The following is a 22,280-nucleotide window of genomic DNA, read 5'->3' on the forward strand; positions in this document are numbered from 1 at the left end:
TCACTCTCCTTGCACGTTGGGTTCGATCTGCTGATTGGTCGATTCGGGAGGTCGCCATTCGACACGATTCAGCCCCTGCCCGACCGACGGTTGTTCGCCCCCGCCAAGGTTGCCCTCGACCTGCCCGGCGATATGCAGCGTTCCAGCCATGACCCCGGTGGTCGGGTTTTGCAGCAGTTTCGCCCAGGCCTTGTCGAAGGTACTGCCCAGGCTGCTGCGAATCAGCGCTTCGCTGTCGGGCCGGTCGTTGGCCTGGATGATCGCGCGGATGCCCGCCACCCCAATCGAGATCACCCCGCCAACCAACTTGCCCGCCGCAGCCGCCACCGCACTGGCCGCTCCGCGCGGCGCCATTTCCGCTTCCATCCGTTGACTGGCGCGTTTGGCCACAGGGGCCATGCCGGCGTCGGTCGAGGCAATGCCCTTGCTGCCGCCCTCGGTGTGGATCTTGTCGATCAGCGCGGCATACGCCGGCAAGGTGTTCAGCGGCTCGGTGCTGATGATCTGATACAGCGACGCATCCCGCGCCGGCGGCGGCCCAAGGGCGATGGCTGGGACCTTCTGCAGACGCCCGTTGAGTTGGGCCACCGGCATGCCATAGCGCTGGGCGATGAGCGGCATCTGCTGGGCCATCAGTTGCGCGTAGAACGCCGTGGCCTGACCGAGGATCGCGTCCGGATCGATCTCCACCGCCACCGGAGCCAGCACTCTTTCCTGATATTGCTCAAGCAGATAGCTCGCCAGACGCTTGGCTGACGCATCCTGTTCGCCGCCAGCACTGATGGTGTACCAACTGACCTTCATCGACAGCCATTCCTGAGTCCAGTAGCTGCTGAACCACGGAATGAAATTTTCTTCAGTTTGCTGATAGACGCGAGTGCGCCAATGTTCCATCGAACCCCGGGCAAATACTTTGACTTGCTCGGTGGATTGCTGCGAGGCGCTGACGATGTCGCGATCGATCTGCTGCCAGGTAGCCGGGGACACCACCACCGCTCGCGGCGCCACCGGAGCGCGGGCCGAGGTGGCGCAGCCAGCCAGCAGACACAGTGCGGCGAGGCTCAGCGCACGCAGGTTCACGGTGGTGGAGTCCTTGAATGGAGGGAGACAGCATTGAGTATAGGTGTGTCAGTTTCCGAGGATGTTGGCTGTACCGACGCCATCGCTGGCAAGCCAGCTCCCACAGAGCCCTTCTGTGAACATCAATCCATTGAGCACCCGAAAAACCTGTGGGAGCTGGCTTGTAAGCTCCATGGAAAACTTCAGTGGCCATCAATCCAATGAACAGCCGAAAACCTGTGGGAGCTGGCTTGCCAGCGATGAGGCCAGTCGATCCACCACACCTATTAACCATCAACGCCGTCGATATTCACCATCGCCACGATTGCCTTCCGCCCACCGCCCGGCCAAGGCACGATTCATCCATCCGAGACGCAACGAGGAGTACTCATCATGATTCGCACCATCACCCTCTCCGTGAGCTTCCCGGTGTTCGGCAGCAACTATTACGACCAGCAGGTCGTCTCACGCAAGACGCAAGCGCTGCTGTTCAACGAAGATTTCGACGATGTGCTGATGCCCGCTGCGAGCAATCACTTCAGCAATGAAGTGGTCGGCATCAACGATCAGTTCCGCTTTCTGAGCGACATACTCGCCACCCATTTGCTGGATCTCGAGGCCACCGTGCCTGCGCATTCCAGCGTCCGGGCGAGCGCTCATTTTTAATCGCCGAGGGCGTTCCCGTTGCGAGAACGCCCTTTTCATTTCTACTCAGTCATCGTCGCGGTCACGATAGTAACGACGCCCGTCACGACGACCATCGTCGCGGTCATCCCAACGTCGGTCATGGTCGTAGTAACGGCCATGATCGCGATCGTAATGCCGCCCGTGGCGGTGGTCATCATCAAAGTCCGCCACACAGCCCGCCAGCAATACGGCGGCAGTCACGGTCAGTAGCATCGTTGTAGCGCGCTTCATTCAACACTTCCCTAAAACCAAGGTCTTGACGACGGAACGGCTGCCACTGCCCACGCCTTTACAGGACGCAGTGCGCGCAGCCGCTGATACGACCGGACAAAAGGACTTTGATTCACTGCCCGGGCACGACCGTTGATCGGCCGATTTGCTGTATCCGGGCGGCGGCGAAATGCCACCTATACTGCTGCTTACCGACTCCCCCGCAATGGATCTGCGCCTCGATAACAACAAGCAGAGGTGGATCATGGTCTGGCAGCAAATCTACGACCCGTTCGGCAACCCGCTGATCTCCACGCTCATGGCCGCGGTGCCGGTGGTGGTGATGCTCGCGGCGCTGGCGTTCTTTCACGTCAAGGCGCACCTGGCCGCCCTGCTCGCCCTGGCTTCGGCATTGTTGATTTCGATCTTCGCCTTCGGCATGCCGGCGAGCATGGCCGGTTCGGCGGCGTTGTTCGGCGCGGCCAATGGTTTGCTGCCGATCGGCTGGATCGTGCTCAACATCATTTTTCTGCACCGCCTGACCACCGAGAACGGCTCGTTCAAAGTGCTGCAGGATTCCCTCGCACGTATCACCGATGACCGGCGTTTGCAGTTGCTGCTGATCGCGTTCTGCTTCGGTGCATTTTTCGAAGGCGCCGCCGGGTTCGGTACGCCGGTCGCGGTAACCGGAGCGATTCTGATCGGCCTCGGTTTTTCGCCGCTGGCGGCGTCGGGTCTGGCATTGATTGCCAACACCGCACCAGTGGCGTTCGGCGCACTCGGTACGCCGATCATCACCTTGGCCAAGGTCACCGGGCTGGATGAGATGGAGCTGTCGATGATGGTCGGTCGGCAGCTGCCGTTTTTCTCGGTGCTGGTGCCGTTCTGGCTGATCTGGGCGTTTGCCGGGTGGCGCAAGATGCTGGAGATCTGGCCGGCGATTCTGGTGGCCGGGGTCAGCTTCGCGGTGCCGCAATTCCTCGTCTCGAACTTCCACGGGCCGATGCTGGTGGACGTGATCGCCGCGCTGATTTCCATGGCCTGTCTGACCCTGTTTCTGCGAGTCTGGAAACCGGCGACGGTGTACACCTCGGCCGCCCTGTTCGGGCGGGTCGACAACTCCCGGGTCGAGGAAGAAAAAGTCACCGCCAGCGCCGCCTTCAGCGATCAGGCACGCCCGGCGGTGATGCGTGCGTGGATGCCGTGGATCATCCTCACGGTGTTCGTATTTGCCTGGGGCACCCAGGGCTTCAAGAACATCTTCGATGTGCGCCCGGCACTGGATCCGGTGACGCACGCGGTCAAACTCGATCCTCAAGGCAAACCGCTCAATGAGGCCAACCCGATTTTCTCGCCGGCGCTGACCTTCACCACCCTGCACCTGCAAGTGCAGAAAGTCCCGCCGGTGGTGCCGGCGCCGAAAGCCGAGGAAGCGATCTACAAGTTCACCTGGTTCACTGCCACCGGCAGCGGCATTCTGCTGGCGGCGATTGTCGGCGGTTTATTGATGGGCTATTCGATCCCGCAACTGATCAAGCAATACTTGCGCACGTTGTGGGTGGTGCGGTTTTCGCTGATCACCATTGCCGCGATGCTGGCGCTGGGGTTCCTCACGCGGTATTCCGGACTGGACGCCACCATGGGTCTGGCGTTTGCCGCGACCGGAGTGTTCTACCCGATGTTCGGCACCCTGCTCGGCTGGCTCGGCGTCGCGTTGACTGGCTCGGACACGGCTTCGAACGTGCTGTTCGGCGGACTGCAACGAGTGACCTCGGAACAGCTGGGCATCAGCCCGGTGCTGATGGCGGCGGCCAACAGTTCCGGCGGGGGGATGGGCAAGATGGTCGATGCGCAATCGATCGTGGTCGCCTCCACCGCGACCCGCTGGTATGGGCATGAGGGCGAGATTCTGCGCTACGTGTTCTTCCACTCGATTGTGCTGGCGGTGCTGGTCGGCGGGCTGGTGACGTTGCAGGCGTATGTGGCGCCGTTCACGCACATGGTGGTTGGCGGGCATTGAACACAATACCTGTGGGAGCGGGCTTGCCCGCGATGGCGGTGTGTCATTCAAGCAATGCTGACTGACACGACCCCATCGCAGGCAAGCCCGCTCCCACAAGGTCAGCGTCGCCCAGCTCATTAATGAATCCTGCGCATAACTCTATAGCGCAAATCCGCAAAAACCTTTTCCCCTCCGCGCAGGTCATTCCAAGAACGAGACCGGTAAACATGCCGGCGCGCCCGTTTGGGCCCTTCAATCCCTGCCGTCCTGATTAAGCCAGAGAGGAATCGAAGCATGACGATTTCCCGACGAAGATTCCTGATCCTCGGCGCGGTGACCGCCACCGCGTTTGCAATGCCCCCTTTCATCAGCCTCAAGGCCTACGTGGCCAGTCTGGAGCAACCCGCCATGGCCAAACTGACAATCAACGTCAACGGTACACCCCAAGCCCTTGAGGTCGACAACCGCACCACCCTGCTCGACGCCCTGCGCGAACACCTGCACCTGACCGGCAGCAAGAAAGGCTGCGACCACGGCCAGTGCGGCGCCTGCACGGTGATCGCCGACGGCCGCCGAATCAATGCCTGCCTGACCCTGGCGGTGATGCACGAAGGCAGCGAGATCACCACCATCGAAGGCCTCGGCATGCCCGACCATCTGCACCCGATGCAGGCCGCGTTCATCAAGCACGACGGTTACCAGTGCGGCTATTGCACGCCGGGGCAGATCTGTTCGGCGGTGGCGGTGCTCAAGGAAATTCGCGAGGGCATCCCCAGTCACGTCAGCCCCAGCCTGACCGAGGCGCCACAACTGATCGCCAGCGAATTCCAGGAGCGCATGAGCGGCAACATCTGCCGCTGCGGCGCCTACTCCAACATCATCGAAGCCATCACTGAAGTTGCGCAGGTGCCAGCATGAGAGCGTTCAATTACAGCCGCGCCGACTCCCCCGCCGCAGCCGCAACGCTGGCGGCGCAGATTGAAGGCGCGAAGTTCATCGCCGGCGGCACCAACCTGCTGGACCTGATGAAACTCGACATCGAAACCCCGCTGCACCTGATCGACGTCAACCACTTGGGCCTCGATCAGATCGAAGCCACACCTGAAGGCGGATTGCGCATCGGCGCGCTGGTGCGCAACACCGATCTGGCCTCCGACAGCCGCGTGCGCAAGGACTACGCGCTGCTCTCCCGCGCTTTGCTCGCCGGCGCTTCCGGTCAGTTGCGCAACATGGCGAGTACTGCCGGCAACCTGCTGCAACGCACCCGCTGCCCGTACTTCTATGACGTCAATCAGGCCTGCAACAAACGCCAGCCCGGCAGCGGCTGCGCGGCGATTGGCGGGGTCAGTCGGCAACTGGGACTGATCGGCGTCAGCGACGCCTGCATCGCCACCCACCCCAGCGACATGGCAATTGCCATGCGCGCCCTCGATGCACAGGTTGAAACGGTGAAACCGGACGGCAGCACCCGCAGCATCGCCATCGCCGATTTCCATCAACTGCCGGGCAACACGCCGAATATCGAAACCAGCCTCACGCCCGGCGAGTTCATCACGTCGGTAACCCTGCCGGCGCCGGTCGGTGGCACACACATTTATCACAAGGTGCGCGATCGCTCGTCGTACGCTTTCGCGCTGGTGTCGGTCGGTCTGATCCTGCAAAAGGACGGCAGCGGCCGTGTGGCGGTCGGCGGTATTGCGCCTAAACCGTGGCGGGTCGACGCCGCTGACGCGTTGCTGTCCCAAGGCGCTAAAGCCGTCAGCGAACGTCTGCTTGACGGCGCCACGCCAACCCACGACAACCAATTCAAACTGACGCTGGTCGAGCGCACGCTGGGCTCGGTGTTGGCGCAAGCGAGGGATCAGGCATGAAATTCGACACGCCCGCCACCACCAACCCGATCGACCAACTGAAAGTTGTCGGCAAGCCCACCGACCGCATCGAAGGCCCGCTGAAAACCAGCGGCCAGGCGCCGTATGCTTACGAGCAGCATCAGGCCGTGGCGAATCAGGCTTACGGTTTCATGGTCGGTTCGGCCATCGCCAAGGGCCGCATCAGCCACATTGATCTTGACGCGGCCCAAGCCGCACCGGGCGTGCTGGCCATCGTTACCGCCGCCAATGCCGGCAAGCTCGGTAAAGGCCAATACAATTCGGCGCCGCTGCTCGCCGGGCCCAAGGTGCAGCACTATCACCAGGCCGTGGCGCTGGTGGTCGCCGAGACCTTCGAGCAGGCCCGCGCCGCAGCGCAATTGGTCAAGGTCGATTACGTCACGGCCAAAGGCGAGTTTGAACTGGCCAACGTGCGCGACCAGGGTGTCGAAGACGACGAGTTGCCCGACGTGACCCACGGCGATTTCGACTCGGCCTTCGCCGCCGCGCCGGTGCAGTTCGACCAGACCTACACCACCCCCGATCAATCCCACGCAATGATGGAGCCGCACGCCACATTGGCCGCATGGAAAGGTGATCACCTGACCTTGTGGACCTCCAATCAGATGATTGCCTGGAGCGTCGGCGACGTCGCCACGACCCTTGGCCTGCCCAAGGAAAACGTGCGCCTGATCTCGCCGTACATTGGCGGCGGCTTCGGCGGCAAACTGTTCATTCGTGCCGACGCGATCCTCGCCGCCCTCGGTGCGCGCCTGGCCAACCGCCCGGTGAAAGTCGCCCTCGCCCGCCCGCAAATGGCCAACAACACCACCCACCGCCCGGCCACGATTCAGCGTATTCGGATGGGCGCGACGGCGGACGGCAAGCTCAGCGCCATCGCCCACGAAGGCTGGTCGGGCAACCTCAAGGACGGCAAGGTCGAAGTTGCCGCGCAACCGAGCCAGTTGCTTTATGCCGGGGAAAACCGCCGGGTGACCATGCGCCGGGCGCCGCTGGATCTGCCCGAAGGCAATTCCATGCGCGCACCGGGTGAGGCGCCGGGGCTGATGGCGCTGGAAATCGCCATGGACGAAATGGCCGAGCAGCTCAAGCTCGACCCGGTGCAGTTCCGCATCCTCAATGACACCCAGGTCGATCCGGTGAAAACCGAGCGTCCGTTCTCCCAGCGGCGCCTGATCGAATGCCTGCAGACCGGCGCCGAGAAATTCGGCTGGAACCAGCGCAACGCCACACCCGGTAGCCGTCGCGAAGGCCGCTGGCTGATCGGCATGGGCGTCGCTGCGGCGTTTCGCAACAACCTGCTGCTGAAATCCGGCGCCCGGGTGCGGCTAGAGCGCGATGGCAAGGTCACGGTGGAAACCGACATGACCGACATCGGTACCGGCAGCTACACCATCATCGCCCAGACCGCCGGCGAGATGATGGGCGTGCCTCTGGCGGATGTGACGGTGCATCTGGGCGATTCGAATTTCCCGGTGTCGTCCGGTTCCGGCGGCCAGTTCGGCGGTAACTGCTCGACTGCCGGGGTGTATGCCGCGTGCATGAAACTGCGTGAAGCGGTGGCGACGAAGCTGGGCATGAGCGGTAGTGACGTCGAGTTCGCCGACGGTCAGGTGCGTGCCGGCGGCAAGACTCTGCCGCTGCGTGATGCGGCAAAAGATGGCGTGGTCGAGGCCGAGGACAGCATCGAATTCGGCGACCTCGCCAAGCAGTATCAGCAGTCGACTTTCGGTGCGCATTTCGTCGAAGTGGCAGTGGATGCAGCGACCGGCGAAGTCCGCGTGCGGCGTATGCTCGCGGTATGCGCGGCCGGACGGATTCTCAACCCGAAAGCCGCGCGCAGCCAAGTGATCGGGGCGATGACCATGGGCGTCGGCGCGGCACTGATGGAAGAGCTGGCGGTGGACAAGCGGCTGGGCTTTTTCGTCAATCACGACCTGGCTGGATACGAGGTGCCGGTGCATGCTGACATCCCGCATCAGGAAGTGATTTTCCTCGACGAAACCGATCCGGTTTCATCGCCGATGAAAGCCAAGGGTGTGGGTGAACTGGGGATTTGCGGCGTGAGTGCGGCGGTGGCGAATGCGATCTACAACGCCACCGGGGCGCGGGTGCGTGAGTATCCGATCACCCTCGACAAGATCCTCTCTTCCCTGCCAGAGATGATCTGACCCTCTGCAGGAGCTGCCGCAGGTCAGTTCGGGTACTGCGCCGCACTCACCTGCTCCATCCACTCCACCACTTCACCGTCCAGCACCTCGGCAATCGCAATGTGCGTCATCGCCGTGGTCGGCGCGGCGCCATGCCAGTGCTTCACCTGCGGCGCGATCCACACGGTATCGCCGGGGCGGATCTCGCGAACCGGTTGCCCCCACTCCTGCACGAAACCTGAACCGGCGGTGACGATCAGCGTCTGACCCAACGGATGGGTATGCCACGCGGTGCGTGCGCCCGGCTCGAAGGTCACCGTGGCGCCGCTGACGCGCGCTGCCTCGCTTCCTTTGAACGGCGCGTCAACGCGTACGGTGCCGGTGAACCAGTCCGTCGGGCCTTTGGCCGAAGGCTGCGAGCCGTTGGGGGTGACGGTAACGCCTGAGATATGTGCATTCATCACAAGACTCCAAATCTGAAAGAGACTTCCCCCGTAGGAGCTGCCGCAGGCTGCGATCTTTTGATCTTTGATCTTCAAAAAAACCTCAAAAGATCGCAGCCTGAGGCAGCTCCTACAGGGAACTTGCGTCACTTTAGCGAGCCGTACTCTTCAGATAATCGACTAGAATTCGAAAAAACTTATGCAGGACACTCATCAATGCTTCGAGAAAACGCCAGTGACCTGCACGCCTTCCTCGCTGTGGCCCGCGAGCGCAGTTTCACCAAAGCCGCGGCCAGACTGGGCGTTTCACAATCGGCGCTCAGCCATACCATTCGCGCCCTCGAAGCGCGCCTTGGCCTGCGCCTGCTGACGCGCACCACCCGCAGCGTCTCGCCCACCGAGGCTGGCGAACATCTGCTGCAGACCATCGGCCCGCGCTTCGAAGAGATCGAGCAGGAACTGGCGGCCCTGAGCAACCTGCGCGAGACGCCCGCAGGCCGGATCCGCATCAGTGCCACCGACCATTCGCTGAATTGGCTGCTGCGTCCGGTGCTCAAGGAATTCCTGCCCCAATACCCGGACATCGCCGTCGAGGTGATCTGCGACTACGGTTTCGTTGACATCGCCGGGCAAGGCTTCGACGCCGGCGTGCGGCTGGGCGAAGATGTCGCGCAAGGCATGATTGCCACCCGCATCGGCCCGGACATGCGCATGGCGGTGGTCGGCTCGCCTGCTTACTTCGCCAAGCGTGAACAGCCGCAAACACCGCGGGATCTGACCGCCCATGCCTGTAACAACCTGCGCCTGCCCACCAACGGCGGGCTGTACACCTGGGAGTTCGAGAAGGACGGCGAAAGCCTCAAGGTGCGGGTTTCCGGGCAAGTCACCCTCAATGGCGTGTATCCGCTGCTCGACGCCGCACTCGACGGTTTTGGCCTGAGCTACATTCCGGAAAACATCGTCGCGCCCTATCTGGCCGACGGGCGTCTGCTGCAAGTGCTGGCCGACTGGTGTCCGACGTTTGCCGGTTATCACCTGTATTACCCGAGTCGACGGCAGGCGGCGCCGGCGTTTGCGTTGTTGGTCGAGGCGTTGCGGTATCGCGGGCAGGCGCCTATCCCAGCAGCGCAATCAACTGATGCCGCTGCGCATCGGTGAGCATCGGCCCGAACCCCGCGCCGGCGTTGTCGGTCATGTAGCGCGGATTGCCGGTGCCGGGAATCACGCAGGTCACCGCCGGGTGCGACAGCAAAAACTTCAGCGCCAGTTGCGGCCAACTGTTGACCTGCACGTCCGACACCCACGCCGGCAGCGGCTTGCCCTTGAGCCGCTCGAGCAGCCCGCCACCGCCAAACGGCCGGTTGCAGATCACCGCGACCCCGCGCTCGCGGCACAACGGCAGAATGCGTTTTTCCACGCCACGGTCATCGAGGGCGTAATTGATTTGCAGAAAATCGAGTGGTTCAGCCTTGAGCACTGCTTCGACTTCGTCGTAAGCCGAGGGCGTGTAATGGGTAATGCCGATGTAGCGGATACGCCCCTCGGCTTTCCACGCGCGCAGAGTCGGCAGATGACTTTGCCAGTCCAGCAGGTTGTGGATCTGCATCAGGTCGATGCGTTCGGTGCGCAGCAGACGAAAGGATTGCTCCATCTGCGCGATACCTTCCTCGCGCCCGCGCGTCCAGACCTTGGTGGCGAGAAAGGCCGGCGAACGCGGTTCGTGGATCGCCAGCAGTTCGCCAGTAGTTTGCTCGGCGCGGCCATACATCGGTGAGCTGTCGATCAGGGTGCCGCCCTTTCTGAACAGCTCGTCGAGCACTGCCGGCAGTTGTTTATAGGCAGTCTCGCCGGGCTCAACGTCGAAGCCGCGATAAGTGCCCAGGCCCACCACGGGCAGTCGTTCGGCGCTGGAAGGGATGGCGCGGGTCTGCATGGTCTGGTCTCCTGCCTGGTTCGGCGAAGTGGCAGTCGGCGTGGCGACAGTGGCCAACGCCCGGTCAAAGCTCAGCACCGCCGAAACCCCGGCAGCCAGCGTGAGCAATCGGCGACGGGAGCAACCCTCAGTGTGGCTCATGCTGGTTCCCCTGCTGCGTGAATCTGTTGCACGTTGTGTGCGACGGCTGTCCCTCCACGGCGCTGGACTACACTGCGACAGCGAACACCCGCGTCCCGTTAAAGTTAGCCGAATGTCCAGAATCCTGATGTCAGTCGTCGCTTTGCTCATCGCCCTCTACGTTTTGCTGTGCGGGGCCTTGTTCGTGTTTCAGCGTTCGCTGATCTATTTCCCCCAGCCTGGCAGTGCCGTGACCACGGCAGATTCACGGCTGAAACTGGCGATGCCGGATGCCGATGTCTGGATAACCGTTCGCGAACATGCGGGTCCGAAAGCGCTGATCTACTTCGGCGGGAATGCCGAGGACGTGTCGCACAACCTGCCTTCATTCAGCGCAGCGTTTCCCGATTACGCGCTGTATCTGTTGAACTACCGGGGCTTTGGCGGCAGCGGTGGCTCACCCTCGGAGGAAGCGATTGCCGAAGATGCGCTGGCGCTGTTTGACCGGGTCTACGCCAGCCATCCGCAGATTGCCGTGGTCGGGCGCAGCCTGGGTTCCGGAGTGGCGGTGCGGCTGGCGAGTCAGCGCCCGGCGCAGACATTGATTCTGGTGACGCCGTACAACAGCCTCGAAGAACTCGCCGTGCGCCAATACCCGTGGTTTCCGGTGAAATGGCTGCTGAAGGATCGCTTCGAGTCGGGTCGCTATGCCGCGCACATTCAAGTACCGACCCTGCTGCTGGCAGCCAGCGATGATGAGGTGATTCCACGGGACAGCACGCAGCGGCTGCTGGGGCATTTCCCCAAAGGTGTGGCGACGCTGCGAGTAGTGCCGGATTCGGGGCACAACTCGATTGCCGAGCGGGCGCAGTATCTGCAGTGGATGCAGGCAGTGCTTGATCGCTGATAGCCGATTATTGCGTCGGCTGAACTGGCTCCTTCGCGAGCAGGCTCGCTCCCACCTGGCTCTGTGGGAGCGAGCCTGCTCGCGAAGGGGCCAGTGCGGACAACACAAAATCCTGGATCACCCTCTCCTTCACACCCAGCAAAAAAGCCAGTTTGCCAGCATGAACCAAGTGCAAAAAGCCCAGTCCTAGTGGCGCCGCATTCCGCGACCACCCACTTCAGCACTGTCCTTTCCCCTGAGTCTGCCGTCCCATGCGCCATGTCGTTCGCTCATCACGCTTCGTTTCGCTGTGCCTGCTGATCCTTGCCCCACTGTTTACCGAGACCAGCCACGCCAGCGAAGAGCGGCAGCTGGTGGCCGCCATCAACGATTACCGCGCCCATCCGCAACGCTGCGAACGTCGCCCTGCCCAGCGCCTGGCGCCACTGTCGCTGAAGTCGAATCTGGCGTTGCCGATCGGCTATGGCTACGGCGGTGGCTTGCGCGAGAGATTGAAGTCTTCGGGATATTCGGCGGTGGCGGTGCGCAGCATCCGCATCGTCGGTGCCGGGGATGCCGAGGAAGCCTTCGAACAGCTGCAAGACAGCCACTGCAGCGCCCTGCTCGACGCCCAGTACGCCGACATCGGCGTCAGCCGCGCCCGCGGTGAATGGCAAGTGGTGCTGGCGCAACCGGTGTTCGACAGTCGCGTCGGCGACAACCGCAGCGTCGGCAAAGCCTTGCTCGCCGAGGTCAACGCCGCCCGTGCACGCCCACGGATGTGTGGACGCCAGCGCTTCGCCGCCGCTCGCCCGCTCAGCTGGAACCCGGCGCTGGGAGCCGCCGCGCAAGGGCATAGCAAGGCCATGGCCTACGGCAACTACTTCGCCCACCGTGATCCGGACGGCGACATGCCGGCCGATCGCGCCCGAGCGGCAGGTTATCGGGGCCGGCAGATCGGCGAAAACATCGCCGCCGGCCAGAGTTCACCGGGCAAGGCGATGGCCGGATGGCTGGCCAGTCCCGGGCATTGTGCCAACCTGATGAACCCGATGTTCACCCAGGTCGGCGCGGGTTTTGCCAGCGAGGCGCGCAGTGATGAAGGGGTTTACTGGACGATGGTGTTTGGTGCGCCTTGATTCGCTGAGAGATTTTCAGTGAAGCTACTGGCCCCTTCGCGAGCAAGCTCGCTCCCACATTTTGCCTGGTTGAGGCTGACCCCATGTGGGAGCGAGCCTGCTCGCGAAGGGCCAGAGCAGGCACCCTCCATCACTTGGGCCGCCGCACCGCCCGCAGCCGCCCACTCCCCCCGCCACCGCAGTAAAAGCGCTCGCCGTCATCCGCTTCCAGCCCGGAAACACCTGTCCCCGCAGGCATCTTCAAACGCTCCAGGACCTCGCCATCCTGCGGATCGACCCGGCGCAGTTCACTTTCATCGCCCTCCCAGGTGCCATGCCATAACGCGCCGTCGACCCAGGTGACCCCGGTGACAAAGCGGTCTGACGCCAGCGTGCGCAAGACCGCGCCAGTCTCCGGATCGACCTGATAGATCTTGCGCTCGCGATACTGGCCGATCCACAGCGAGCCTTCGGCCCAGGCCATCCCCGAATCGTTGCCGCCGCCCGGCGCCGGGACGGTGTTCAGCACACGGCCGGTGGTCGGGTCGATTTTCTGGATACGGCTGTCGGCGATCTGGAACAGGTACTGGCCGTCGAACGCGGTGCCAGCGTCGGCACCGACCTTGAGCGTGCGCACGGTTTCGCCGCTGGCCGGGTCCAGCGCATTGAGCTGGCCGTCACTGGCGAACCACACGTGCTGGCCGTCGAAGGTCACGCCGTGGACACGTTCGACGCCGTCGAACGGGCCGTACTCACGAAGGATTTCTGCGTTTGCCTGTTTCATGCTGCCTTCCTCGTTGGTAGGAGTGTCCAGCCTAGCCATTGCCCAACGACACCGGGAGTAACAAGATCGTCGCGAAACCCGGCACCGGCGGCGTGGTCCAGCGCCGCGCACGACCCACGCCGAACCCTTGCACTTTATCCGCCTGCGCCAGTGCTTCCAGTGAGCGCTGCACTTGCCGCTGACTGCAGCCCAACGCCAACGCCAGCGCCGAACTCGACCAGGCTTCGCCATCGGCGAGCAAGGCCAGCAGCGTCGCGTACTTGTCCTCGACCGGCAAAGTGAGCAACGCCACATCGTCGGCGACCAAGGCAAAACCGCGCGCCGTCGCGATGATCCCCGCCAGGGGCTGCAACGCCGAACGCAAACGGCCGATCTCCACCCGCAGGCGTGCGCGATGGGATTCGTCGCTTAGTTTCAAGCGAAACGCCTGAGCGATCAGCGCCTCTCTCGACACATCTTCCGGCCACGCCTGAGCCAGCATTCGCAGCAGACCGAACAGCACCGGCCGCGTCGCCAGGGCCACTGTCATCCCCGCGCCGCGCACGCTGTAGCGACACGCATCGACCACCAGCGCTGGCGAGGCGAACAACGCTTCAACCTGCGCAAGCGTCACGGTCTGAGACCGGCCAGACACAATCAGTTGCGCCGCAGGTGTATCGAGCATTTGCAAGGCCTGTTCGGTCTCTGCGGTCAGCGCGGGAATAGCCGCTTGCTGCGCCGCCCGTTGTGCAAGCTCGAGCGCCGCCCGCGCGTTGTGCGCCTGCACCTGACGCAGCGCAATACCGGCCGTCATCAATCCATGAGCGGCCCGCAACGGCGGGGGCAACGCGGTGGGATCAAGTGCGGCGAGCAACGCCTGCGCCTCATCGAGCTGGCCGATCAGCAACAGCCGGCGGATTTGCAAATAGCGGGCATGCGCAGCGTTCAGTTGATCGCCGTGATCGAGCAAGAGCTGCCGCGCCGGCTCCAGCGCTTTCACCGGCCAGCCCAGATCCCGCGTCGCCAGCGCCACTTCGGCCTCGGCCACGACGCAGCGCGCTCGGGACAACGGCTCGTTGGCGCCGAACGCCTTGACCGCCCGCTGCAGCAGCACCTTGGCTCGGGACACATCACCGAGCTGCGCCATGGCGATGCCCCGTAGCGCCAACGCAGGCGGGTCTTCACGCAAGGCGACGAGCTTCAACGCGGCCAGCGGATCACCCACCGCGAGCGCACGGCCGGCAGCATTGATCAACGAGTCCATGACAGATCAGGCACAGTGAAAGTTTCCGGGACTGGATATCCCGGTTTAGTCCAGTTAGCGGACGGGCACCAGTACAGTGTGATGCGAGAAATGACAACGCAGTAGAAACAGTCGCGCCCTTCGATAAGAAAGGGCGCTGGAGTCTGGTGGAGTACTGCCGGGGTCAGACCGGAGAAATTGTCGCAAGCATTCCGATCAGAATGGTCAATGTCAGAAACCCACCGAGGAAAATCGCCATCTTGTTCATGCTGCTCTCCTTAATGTTGAGCTTGCGGTGCACCGGGCGCTTCGGGATGAAGGGCAGCCGCGGGTGACCGGATTGCCGGGCTATTCTGAGCGCCTGACTGAGCCGGTTACAGAGGCAGATCCAACAGAAAAATACGGATCAGATACCAAACTGATCTGTTCCGGACATGGCGTGATATTCAGACCGGCACACAAAGATTCGAGGGCACGCCGCTTTGAACTAGAGTGATTGCCGTCGCGCGAAAAACAACAACAATTCCAGGAGTGGTCAATGTCCGAACTGAACCTGCACCCCAACGCCGCCGAATCCTTGAAGCGCTGGCACGAGATGATCCGCACCGGCAACCTCACGGCCTTGCCCGAGCTGCTTGATCCGAATGCGCTGTTCCGCTCGCCCATGGCCCACTCGCCCTACCCCGGCGCACCTGTGGTGACGATGATCCTCAACACCGTGTTCAACGTGTTTGAAGATTTCAAATACCACCGTGAACTGGCGACTGCCGATGGTTTGAATGTGGTGCTGGAGTTCAGTGCCAAGGTGGGGACGAAAGAGTTGAAGGGGATCGACATGATTCGCTTCGATGAGCGCGGGAAAATTATCGAGTTCGAGGTGATGGTGCGACCGTTGAGTGGGTTGCAGGCCCTCGGCGAGGAAATGGGACGGCGGTTGGGCGCCTACCTGGCAAACGCAAAACCTGTGTAGGCGCTGCCGCAGCCTGCGGCAACTCCTACAGCGGTTTTTTGGCAAAAAAAAGCCCACTGACCGTTACCGGTGCAGTGGGCTTTTGTGCATCTGGCGTGTGGTTACAGCGCCATGTCACGTGCAGCATTTTCCTTCGGTGCCTCAGCTTTCTCAGCTGCTGGTGCAGCCGGAGCAGCCTGACCGATCACCGGAGGCGTTGGCAGTTCGAGGATCTTGGCGGTGTACGCCCACTCTTGTGCCACTTTGGCCGGATCGTTGTTCAGCTGGGTGCCGTAGCTTGGAACGATCTGGTGCAGCTTGGCTTGCCACTCAGGGGTAGCGACTTTGTCTTTGAAGACTTTCTGCAGCACGCTCAGCATGATCGGTGCAGCAGTCGACGCGCCTGGCGATGCGCCCAGCAGACCGGCGATGGAGCCATCTTGTGCAGCAACGATTTCGGTGCCCAGTTTCAGCACGCCGCCAGCGGCTTCATCACGCTTGATGATCTGCACGCGTTGGCCGGCTTGCCACAGGCGCCAGTCTTCGGCTTTGGCGTTCGGGAAGTATTCCTTCAGCGCGTTCAGACGGTCTTCATCCGACAGCATCAGTTGCCCGGCCAGGTACTCGACCAGCGGGTATTCCTTGATGCCGACCTTGGTCATTGGCCAGATGTTGTGGGTGGTGGTGCTGGTCAGCAGGTCCAGGTACGAGCCTTCTTTGAGGAACTTGGTGCTGAAGGTCGCGAATGGGCCAAACAGGATGACGCGCTTGCCGTCCAGAACACGGGTGTCCAGGTGCGGAACCGACATCGGCGGTGCGCCAACCGAAGCTTTGCCGTAGGCCTTGGCCAGGTGCTGCTCGGCGATGGCCGGGTTATCGGTCACCAGGAACGAGCCGCCTACCGGGAAGCCAGCATATTCCTTGGCTTCAGGAATGCCCGACTTCTGCAGCAGGTGCAGAGCGCCGCCACCAGCGCCGATGAACACGAACTTGGCATCGGTTTCGGTTTTGGTGCCGTCTTTCAGGTTTTTGTAGCTGACGCGCCAGGTGCCATCGGCGTTCTTGGTGATGTCTTCGACTTCACTCGACAGCTTCAGGTCGAAGTTAGGCTTGGTCTGCAGGTAACCGGCGAACTGGCGGGTGATTTCGCCGAAGTTCATGTCGGTACCCAGCGGGCTCCAGGTGGCCGCGATTTTCTGGTTCGGGTCACGCCCTTCCATCATCAGCGGGACCCACTTCTTGATCACAGCCGGGTCTTCGGAGTACTGCATGCCGGCGAACAGCGGGCTCGCCTGCAGGGCTTCGTAGCGCTTTTTCAGGAACTTGATGTTGTCGTCACCCCACACGAAGCTCATGTGCGGCGTGGTGTTGATGAACGAGCGAGGGTTCTTCAGAACGCCTTGCTGAACCTGCCAGGCCCAGAACTGACGGGAGACCTGGAACGCTTCGTTGATCTCGACGGCTTTCGGGATCGTCACGTTGCCTTTGTCGTCTTCCGGGGTGTAGTTCAGCTCGGCGAGCGCCGAATGACCAGTACCGGCGTTGTTCCAGCCGTTGGAGCTTTCCAGGGCGACGCCATCGAGGCGCTCGACCATTTCCATCGACCAGCTTGGCTCCAGCTCATTGATCCACACACCCAGGGTGGTGCTCATGATGCCGCCGCCGATCAACAGAACGTCGACTTTCTTTGCTTCTGCAGCATTGGCGGACGACATCCCCATCGCCAAAGCCAGCCCGAGCAAGGCTGTGTTCACTTTCTTAAACATCTGTTGCACCTATGATAAAACGCCTTCCGCCCGCCACTGTTGTGGGTATGAGGGCCTTTTGTCGCGACACTCAGGCCAGGGTCGCGGGCACCTTCACACTGCAATGTTGACGGGTGGGCACACAAGGCCGACGTACCGCATCGACCTCAGTTAATGTCCCTTCTGAACTGACTTTTTATCATTATTGGCTTCAGCTACTTGAGCGACAGGGAGTCCGTCAGCCTGCCAAAAAGGCAGGCCAACCGAATTAGGTCAAACCAAGTTGGCGCGAAGAATATCACGTCAGGGCAAACCCGCGCGTCTGTTCCCGACTTGAGAGTCTTTTTCCGCTCTGGGCGTTATCGGCCGGTTTGGGCTGAACATGATCCCATGGAGCTGTGACTGAGGCCTGCAATCCTTTCCATGACCGCGCAACCAGCGGCTGACCGTCTATGACCATTGTTCGATCAATCTGAAACCTGCTAAGTTGTACGATGACTGACGAACGTAATTAACGCGATCAGTTAAACCCATAACAACAAGGAAACAGTCCCATGACCAAAACCCGACTCCTGATCGGATTTCTCTGTGCACTCAACAGTTATGCCATGGCTGCCCCTGCTCCGGCAGAACAAGACGTAGCCCAGGCAGTCGATCATCTTACCCAGGCGATGCTGCACAAAAATATCCCTGAGTTGAGCGCCCTGACGGCAGACAACCTGACCTACGGCCACTCCAGCGGCAAGATCCAGGACAAGAAAGCGTTCATCGCCGACATCGAAACCGGCAAAAGTGCATTCAAGACACTCGAAATGCAGAACCAGACCATCACCCTTTCCGGTGACACGGCACTGGTGCGTCATCACTTTTCGGCGCAGGCCATCAAAGGCACCGAGATCGTGCCGACCGAAATCGAGAACTTCCAGATCTGGCAGAAGCAGGCTGGGAGGTGGTTGCTGGTGGGGCGTCAGGCGTACAAGTTCTGATTGATTCGAACAGCTCTGCCATTAGAAGAAGGCAGAGCTATTCACTGGCTATGAATCAGACGTCATTTGCTCCACATCCAGTTTCATTTGCGTCTCCCCTTTCCCCCTCTCCCTGATATGCTTCACCGCATTACCGTATGAGCTCAATCTTCTTGGACTAATCAATGCCTCGCTTACGCGTCAAGCACTTTGGCCCTATCCGTGATGGTGTAAAAAACGATGGTTGGATAGAGTTCAAGCGCGTGACCGTGTTCGTGGGTAATCAGGGCTCAGGGAAAAGCACGTTAGCCAAGCTCTTTTCGACTTTCTCGTGGATTGAAAAAGCGCTGGTTCGAGGGGATTACGATAAAAAATGGTTTGAGGAAAAGGATCGACTCACCAAACCGTTTCTAACCTATCATCGGCTCGAAAACTACGTTTCGTCTGGTCAGAAAAACGAAACAGAAATCGACTATGAAGGCGATGCCTTCACGATCAAATATGTTCATGGCCGTATGCATATCAGTCCATCCAAGGCAGAGGAATATCACCTGCCTCAGATCATGTACGTGCCTGCCGAGCGTAATTTCATTTCCTACGTCAGGCATACGGAGGAACTGCGACTTTCTTCTGAGTCGCTCAAAGAGTTTCTTACCGAATTCAACTACGCCAAAGAAAACATGAAGGGATCTCTTGCACTCCCTATCAATAATGCTGATCTCGAATACGACCCGCTTACGAACACACTAAGCATTCGAGAGCCTGGGTACCAGCTGGAGTTGGCTGACGCCTCAAGTGGTTTCCAGTCTGCTGTTCCCCTCCACCTTGTGAGCCAATACCTGGTCAACAGGGTGAAAGAACCCATAGAGAACCGCCAAGAGTCGATGAGCACCAAGGAGCTGGAACGTTTCAGGAAAGAAGCAGAAAAGTACTTCTCTGAATCTCTGACCATAGAGCAACGGCGTGCATTTATTTCGACCTTGTCGACACGGTTCAACAAAACGGCTTTTATCAATATTGTCGAAGAACCAGAGCAAAACCTTTGTCCTCTATCGCAATGGGGTGTTTTACAGAGCCTTCTGCAGTTCAATAATCAAGAAAACAAAAACCGCCTAGTATTGACAACGCATAGCCCATATGTGGTGAATTACTTGACGATTGCAGTACAAGGAAAACAGCTCCACGACAAAATTCTCAAGAAAAGTCGTCATGACGATCTTGGACTCAAGCTAGCCAACGTGATCCCCTTGAAAGCCTTGCTGGACGCCGATGATTTGGCGATCTACCAAGCCGATGAAAAGACGGGAAGCATTGCAAAACTGCCGATGGCTGAAGGTATTCCTTCTGATAGCAATTATCTCAACGAGTCGCTTCGCGAAGGGAATGACATGTTTGATCGTCTCCTGGATATCGAGGAGGAGCTGAAGGCGTGAATTTTCTCGATATCGCCTGCCAGAAAGGCCCTTTCGACGATCTAGAGTTTGGCCTTTGTGACGATCAATCCCACCCGTTGCCTATGTGGATACCGCTGAAAAAAACAAATGGCTCGCCACCGTCAGCAACCCCAAAGAGAGGGATGTCATTTTCACTGCAATTGACAAGTGTGTAATCAAGGATGGTGACGCGAGAGGCAGGCCACGATGCGACTGTATGCTGACAGTCGGTTCAGAGTTGTACCTGATCGAGTTGAAAGAGCGGGACAAGGCAGGCTGGCAGAGCGTTGCAGCCGAACAATTGGAATCTACTATAAAGCTCATGTCCGAAAGCCACGGCGTCGAATTCCTGAAGGAATACAACCCGAAAAAGGCCTATATCTGCAATAGAAACAAGCATCCCTTCTTCAAGCCAGAATTCAATATGAAGAAACGTTTTTACGACGAGTATCAGTTCAGACTTTATGTCCAGACGCTCGTAAAAATTCCTTGAGTAGTGTCAAGGCTCCTCATTAATTTAACGTTCATTCCCCTCACAACCGAAACCGATCCACCGACTGCGCCAGCCGCCCCGCCAGACTCGACAGCTCGTCCGTGGTGTTGGCCGTCTGCCCGATCACTTTGCTGTTGCCCTCGGACATCCCGGCGATCATTTCCACCTGATGAGCAATTTCGTTGCTGGCCTGGCTTTGCTCGCCGATGGTGCGGGTGATGTCATTGACCAGTTGCGTGGTGCTGAGGGTGGCGTCGAGGATCTCGCGGATCGCCCGCTCGACTTCAGCCGTGACCGCCATGCCTTTGTCCACCTGAGCCACGCCGGCCTCCATGCTGCTGACCGCTTCGCGGGTACTGTTCTGGATGCGCGCGACCATCGCCGCGATTTCCTGGGTTGAGGCGCTGGTCCGCGCGGCCAGACTGCGCACTTCGTCGGCGACCACGGCGAAGCCCCGGCCCTGCTCGCCGGCTCGCGCCGCTTCGATGGCGGCGTTGAGTGCCAGCAGGTTGGTCTGGTCGGCGATGCTCTTGATCACCTGAATGATGTTGAAGATGCCTTCGGATTCCTGATCCAGCGTGCGGATCACCTGTGCCGACTGCTGCGCCGAGCGGGCGATGTCGTCCATGTCGCTGACCACCTGATGGATCACCTGTCCGCCGCTCTTGGCCAGCGACTCGGCCTGATTGGCCATGCCCAGTGCGCGTTCGGCATGGCGGGTGATTTCCTCGATGCTGGCGGTCATCTGGCTCGCGGCAGCGGCCATGGTGCCGGCGGCGGTGCTTTGCTGCTGACTGCTGTCGGCGACCTGATGGCAGCCGTGACTCAACTGCTCGCTCATGCCACTGACGCCATGCGCGTTGCGGCGCACCACGTCGATCATGTCTCGCAGATCGCGCTGCATGGTCGCCAGGCTGCGGATCAGCGTGCTGGCTTCATCCTTGCCGGCCGGTTCGCTGATCGGCTCGCTGAGGTTGCCATGCGCAATGCTTTGGGCGATGTGGTTGGCGGACTTCAGCGGCCCCATGATGCTGCGGGTCACCCATCGTCCTTGCGCCAGTAATAGCAACAGGCTGGCGAGCAGTACCACGCCGAGGGCGATGTTGGCATTTCGAATGGCGCTGTCGGTGGCTTTGCTGGTGTCCCGGGTATTGCTTTCAATCAGCTCACTGAGCGCGGCCATCTGCGCTTCGAGCTGACTGAACACAGCATTGAACGTGCCGAGCTCCCGCTGCGCGCTGTCCGGGTTATCCAGTGCCAGGCCGACAATGCGCTCGGCCGCCTCGATGTAGGTGTCCAGGCTGGGCTTGATCTGTTCGAGCGCGGTCTTGATTGTCGGGTTGACTGGCAGTTTGAGGTTTTCATCCAGCACTTCGCGAAAATGGCTCGCGTGCTCGTTGATCGAATCTCGCACCTCAGCGGCCGTGTAGGTACTTTTGCCCAGGCCCACCAGCATCGCCGAGTACACGTCAGCCCGCAGTGCATCGTGCATCATGTCGGCTTCCATGTGATTGCGCAGCGCAGTCATGCTCACCGCGTTGTCGTCTACCGCCGCGGACATCCGCGTATTCCCCACATAGCTGACCAGACTCACGATCAGCGCGGTCAGCAGACTGGTTGCTATCAGCAACAGCAAACGCAATTTGATCGACACGGTGGGTTCCTCCTGAGGCGCGCCGAATGCACCTGTCAGGAGTTCAGTTAAGCTTATTTGTGCAGATGTGCCGCTTCAGAGCGTTTCAGCAAGTATCCGCGTATTTGAACGGAACTCCGGCAAAGGTCGCACCTCTGAGATTATGTAGTCTTCCTTTTTGCTTCGCGCTTGTGGAGGAACACCGTCATGCGCAAGTTAGTGCTCGTTTCTTCTCTCCTGCTGTGCCTGCCTGTCGGCTCGGCCCTGGCCCGTGTCGATGCCGGCGATGTCGCCACCTCGGCGGGTGTTTCCGCGTCGCTTTACTCGACCTTCAAGGATCACAAAATGGTGATCCCGGCGCGCGATGACCTGTCAGCGTTCGTGGCCAGCGGCGGTGCCATACGAGGGGTCTATCTGGAGTCGGTGCTTCAACAGGTCCGGCACGACAACCCCGGTCTCAACGCCAGCGATGAAGACCTTGCCAACGCGATTCTGGTGCATTACGAAGGCCTGAATCAGTAGTTGTCACGCAGGCAGCGGCCGATGGATGGCAACT

At 60.7% G+C, this 22,280-nt stretch carries 21 protein-coding genes; 13 read left to right on the top strand and 8 right to left on the bottom strand.

Annotation, left to right across the window (positions count from 1 at the left end; genetic code table 11):
- Nucleotides 1–1,080, bottom strand: a complete 1,080-nt coding sequence (locus GTQ41_RS16090; protein ID WP_047293486.1) for a hypothetical protein — start codon at nucleotides 1,078–1,080, stop codon at nucleotides 1–3.
- Between the two features lie 372 nt (nucleotides 1,081–1,452).
- Here GTQ41_RS16090 and GTQ41_RS16095 point away from each other — a divergent pair, with 372 nt between their 5' ends.
- Nucleotides 1,453–1,725, top strand: coding sequence for a hypothetical protein (locus tag GTQ41_RS16095; RefSeq protein ID WP_047293483.1), 273 nt, complete (start codon nucleotides 1,453–1,455; stop codon nucleotides 1,723–1,725).
- A 45-nt stretch (nucleotides 1,726–1,770) separates the two neighbouring features.
- Here the strand turns inward: GTQ41_RS16095 and GTQ41_RS16100 are convergent, their stop codons facing one another.
- Nucleotides 1,771–1,977, bottom strand: a complete 207-nt coding sequence (locus GTQ41_RS16100; protein ID WP_041073476.1) for a hypothetical protein — start codon at nucleotides 1,975–1,977, stop codon at nucleotides 1,771–1,773.
- Between the two features lie 244 nt (nucleotides 1,978–2,221).
- Between GTQ41_RS16100 and GTQ41_RS16105 the strand changes: the two genes are divergently transcribed.
- The 4 genes from GTQ41_RS16105 to paoC all read left to right on the top strand — a co-directional run bounded on the left by GTQ41_RS16105 (nucleotide 2,222) and on the right by paoC (nucleotide 8,021).
- Nucleotides 2,222–3,976 carry an L-lactate permease gene (locus GTQ41_RS16105; RefSeq protein WP_217325529.1) on the top strand — a complete coding sequence of 585 codons (1,755 nt, stop codon included), beginning with the start codon at nucleotides 2,222–2,224 and terminating at the stop codon, nucleotides 3,974–3,976.
- Nucleotides 3,977–4,252: 276 nt separating this feature from the next.
- Entirely contained in the window at nucleotides 4,253–4,876 is a 624-nt protein-coding gene (gene paoA, locus GTQ41_RS16110; protein ID WP_047293482.1) for an aldehyde dehydrogenase iron-sulfur subunit PaoA, read from the top strand.
- Nucleotides 4,873–5,829 (top strand): xanthine dehydrogenase family protein subunit M, encoded by a 957-nt coding sequence (locus GTQ41_RS16115; protein ID WP_047293480.1) that lies wholly within the window; start codon nucleotides 4,873–4,875, stop codon nucleotides 5,827–5,829. The genes paoA and GTQ41_RS16115 overlap by 4 nt, the downstream gene beginning before the upstream one ends.
- Nucleotides 5,826–8,021 (top strand): aldehyde oxidoreductase molybdenum-binding subunit PaoC, encoded by a 2,196-nt coding sequence (paoC, locus tag GTQ41_RS16120; RefSeq protein ID WP_047293479.1) that lies wholly within the window; start codon nucleotides 5,826–5,828, stop codon nucleotides 8,019–8,021. The genes GTQ41_RS16115 and paoC overlap by 4 nt, the downstream gene beginning before the upstream one ends.
- Before the next feature lie 23 nt (nucleotides 8,022–8,044).
- On the opposite strand, the gene GTQ41_RS16125 is transcribed toward paoC, so the two are convergent.
- Nucleotides 8,045–8,461, bottom strand: coding sequence for a cupin domain-containing protein (locus tag GTQ41_RS16125; protein WP_047293477.1), 417 nt, complete (start codon nucleotides 8,459–8,461; stop codon nucleotides 8,045–8,047).
- A gap of 198 nt (nucleotides 8,462–8,659) precedes the next feature.
- Between GTQ41_RS16125 and GTQ41_RS16130 the strand changes: the two genes are divergently transcribed.
- Nucleotides 8,660–9,601: a LysR family transcriptional regulator gene (locus GTQ41_RS16130; protein WP_217325309.1), complete on the top strand. Its 942-nt coding sequence runs from the start codon at nucleotides 8,660–8,662 to the stop codon at nucleotides 9,599–9,601.
- Here GTQ41_RS16130 and GTQ41_RS16135 read toward each other — a convergent pair.
- Entirely contained in the window at nucleotides 9,558–10,517 is a 960-nt protein-coding gene (locus GTQ41_RS16135) for an aldo/keto reductase (RefSeq protein WP_196302424.1), read from the bottom strand. The two genes, GTQ41_RS16130 and GTQ41_RS16135, sit on opposite strands and share 44 nt — an antisense overlap.
- 112 nt (nucleotides 10,518–10,629) lie before the next feature.
- Between GTQ41_RS16135 and GTQ41_RS16140 the strand changes: the two genes are divergently transcribed.
- Both GTQ41_RS16140 and GTQ41_RS16145 read left to right on the top strand, forming a co-directional pair.
- Entirely contained in the window at nucleotides 10,630–11,403 is a 774-nt protein-coding gene (locus GTQ41_RS16140; RefSeq protein WP_047293473.1) for an alpha/beta hydrolase, read from the top strand.
- A 251-nt stretch (nucleotides 11,404–11,654) separates the two neighbouring features.
- Nucleotides 11,655–12,521: a CAP domain-containing protein gene (locus tag GTQ41_RS16145; protein WP_047293471.1), complete on the top strand. Its 867-nt coding sequence runs from the start codon at nucleotides 11,655–11,657 to the stop codon at nucleotides 12,519–12,521.
- Between the two features lie 130 nt (nucleotides 12,522–12,651).
- Here GTQ41_RS16145 and GTQ41_RS16150 read toward each other — a convergent pair whose 3' ends face one another.
- Together GTQ41_RS16150 and GTQ41_RS16155 are read right to left on the bottom strand one after the other, a co-directional pair.
- Nucleotides 12,652–13,284, bottom strand: a complete 633-nt coding sequence (locus tag GTQ41_RS16150) for a PQQ-binding-like beta-propeller repeat protein (RefSeq protein WP_047293469.1) — start codon at nucleotides 13,282–13,284, stop codon at nucleotides 12,652–12,654.
- Between the two features lie 31 nt (nucleotides 13,285–13,315).
- On the bottom strand, nucleotides 13,316–14,527 hold the full coding sequence (locus tag GTQ41_RS16155) for a helix-turn-helix domain-containing protein (protein ID WP_047293467.1): 1,212 nt from the start codon (nucleotides 14,525–14,527) through the stop codon (nucleotides 13,316–13,318).
- Between the two features lie 517 nt (nucleotides 14,528–15,044).
- Here GTQ41_RS16155 and GTQ41_RS16160 point away from each other — a divergent pair.
- Nucleotides 15,045–15,476: a nuclear transport factor 2 family protein gene (locus tag GTQ41_RS16160; RefSeq protein WP_047293466.1), complete on the top strand. Its 432-nt coding sequence runs from the start codon at nucleotides 15,045–15,047 to the stop codon at nucleotides 15,474–15,476.
- 101 nt (nucleotides 15,477–15,577) lie between these two features.
- Here GTQ41_RS16160 and mqo read toward each other — a convergent pair whose 3' ends face one another.
- The gene (mqo, locus tag GTQ41_RS16165) at nucleotides 15,578–17,221 is read right to left on the bottom strand and encodes a malate dehydrogenase (quinone) (RefSeq protein WP_041073501.1); all 1,644 of its coding nucleotides are present in this window, start codon (nucleotides 17,219–17,221) and stop codon (nucleotides 15,578–15,580) included.
- A gap of 533 nt (nucleotides 17,222–17,754) precedes the next feature.
- Here mqo and GTQ41_RS16170 point away from each other — a divergent pair.
- From GTQ41_RS16170 to GTQ41_RS16180, 3 genes are all read left to right on the top strand, one after another.
- A complete protein-coding gene (locus tag GTQ41_RS16170) occupies nucleotides 17,755–18,186 on the top strand; it encodes a nuclear transport factor 2 family protein (protein ID WP_047293464.1) in 432 nt (143 codons plus the stop codon).
- 164 nt (nucleotides 18,187–18,350) lie between these two features.
- On the top strand, nucleotides 18,351–19,598 hold the full coding sequence (locus GTQ41_RS16175) for an ATP-binding protein (protein ID WP_047293462.1): 1,248 nt from the start codon (nucleotides 18,351–18,353) through the stop codon (nucleotides 19,596–19,598).
- A gap of 85 nt (nucleotides 19,599–19,683) precedes the next feature.
- Nucleotides 19,684–20,091, top strand: coding sequence for a hypothetical protein (locus GTQ41_RS16180; protein ID WP_155416806.1), 408 nt, complete (start codon nucleotides 19,684–19,686; stop codon nucleotides 20,089–20,091).
- 40 nt (nucleotides 20,092–20,131) lie between these two features.
- Here GTQ41_RS16180 and GTQ41_RS16185 read toward each other — a convergent pair whose 3' ends face one another.
- On the bottom strand, nucleotides 20,132–21,745 hold the full coding sequence (locus GTQ41_RS16185) for a methyl-accepting chemotaxis protein (RefSeq protein WP_047293461.1): 1,614 nt from the start codon (nucleotides 21,743–21,745) through the stop codon (nucleotides 20,132–20,134).
- Between the two features lie 186 nt (nucleotides 21,746–21,931).
- Here GTQ41_RS16185 and GTQ41_RS16190 point away from each other — a divergent pair, with 186 nt between their 5' ends.
- Nucleotides 21,932–22,246, top strand: a complete 315-nt coding sequence (locus GTQ41_RS16190) for a DUF2388 domain-containing protein (RefSeq protein WP_025111286.1) — start codon at nucleotides 21,932–21,934, stop codon at nucleotides 22,244–22,246.
- Nucleotides 22,247–22,280 lie beyond the last annotated feature (34 nt).

Source organism: Pseudomonas sp. AN-B15, from assembly GCF_019056475.1.
Taxonomy (GTDB): Bacteria; Pseudomonadota; Gammaproteobacteria; order Pseudomonadales; family Pseudomonadaceae; genus Aquipseudomonas; species Aquipseudomonas parakoreensis.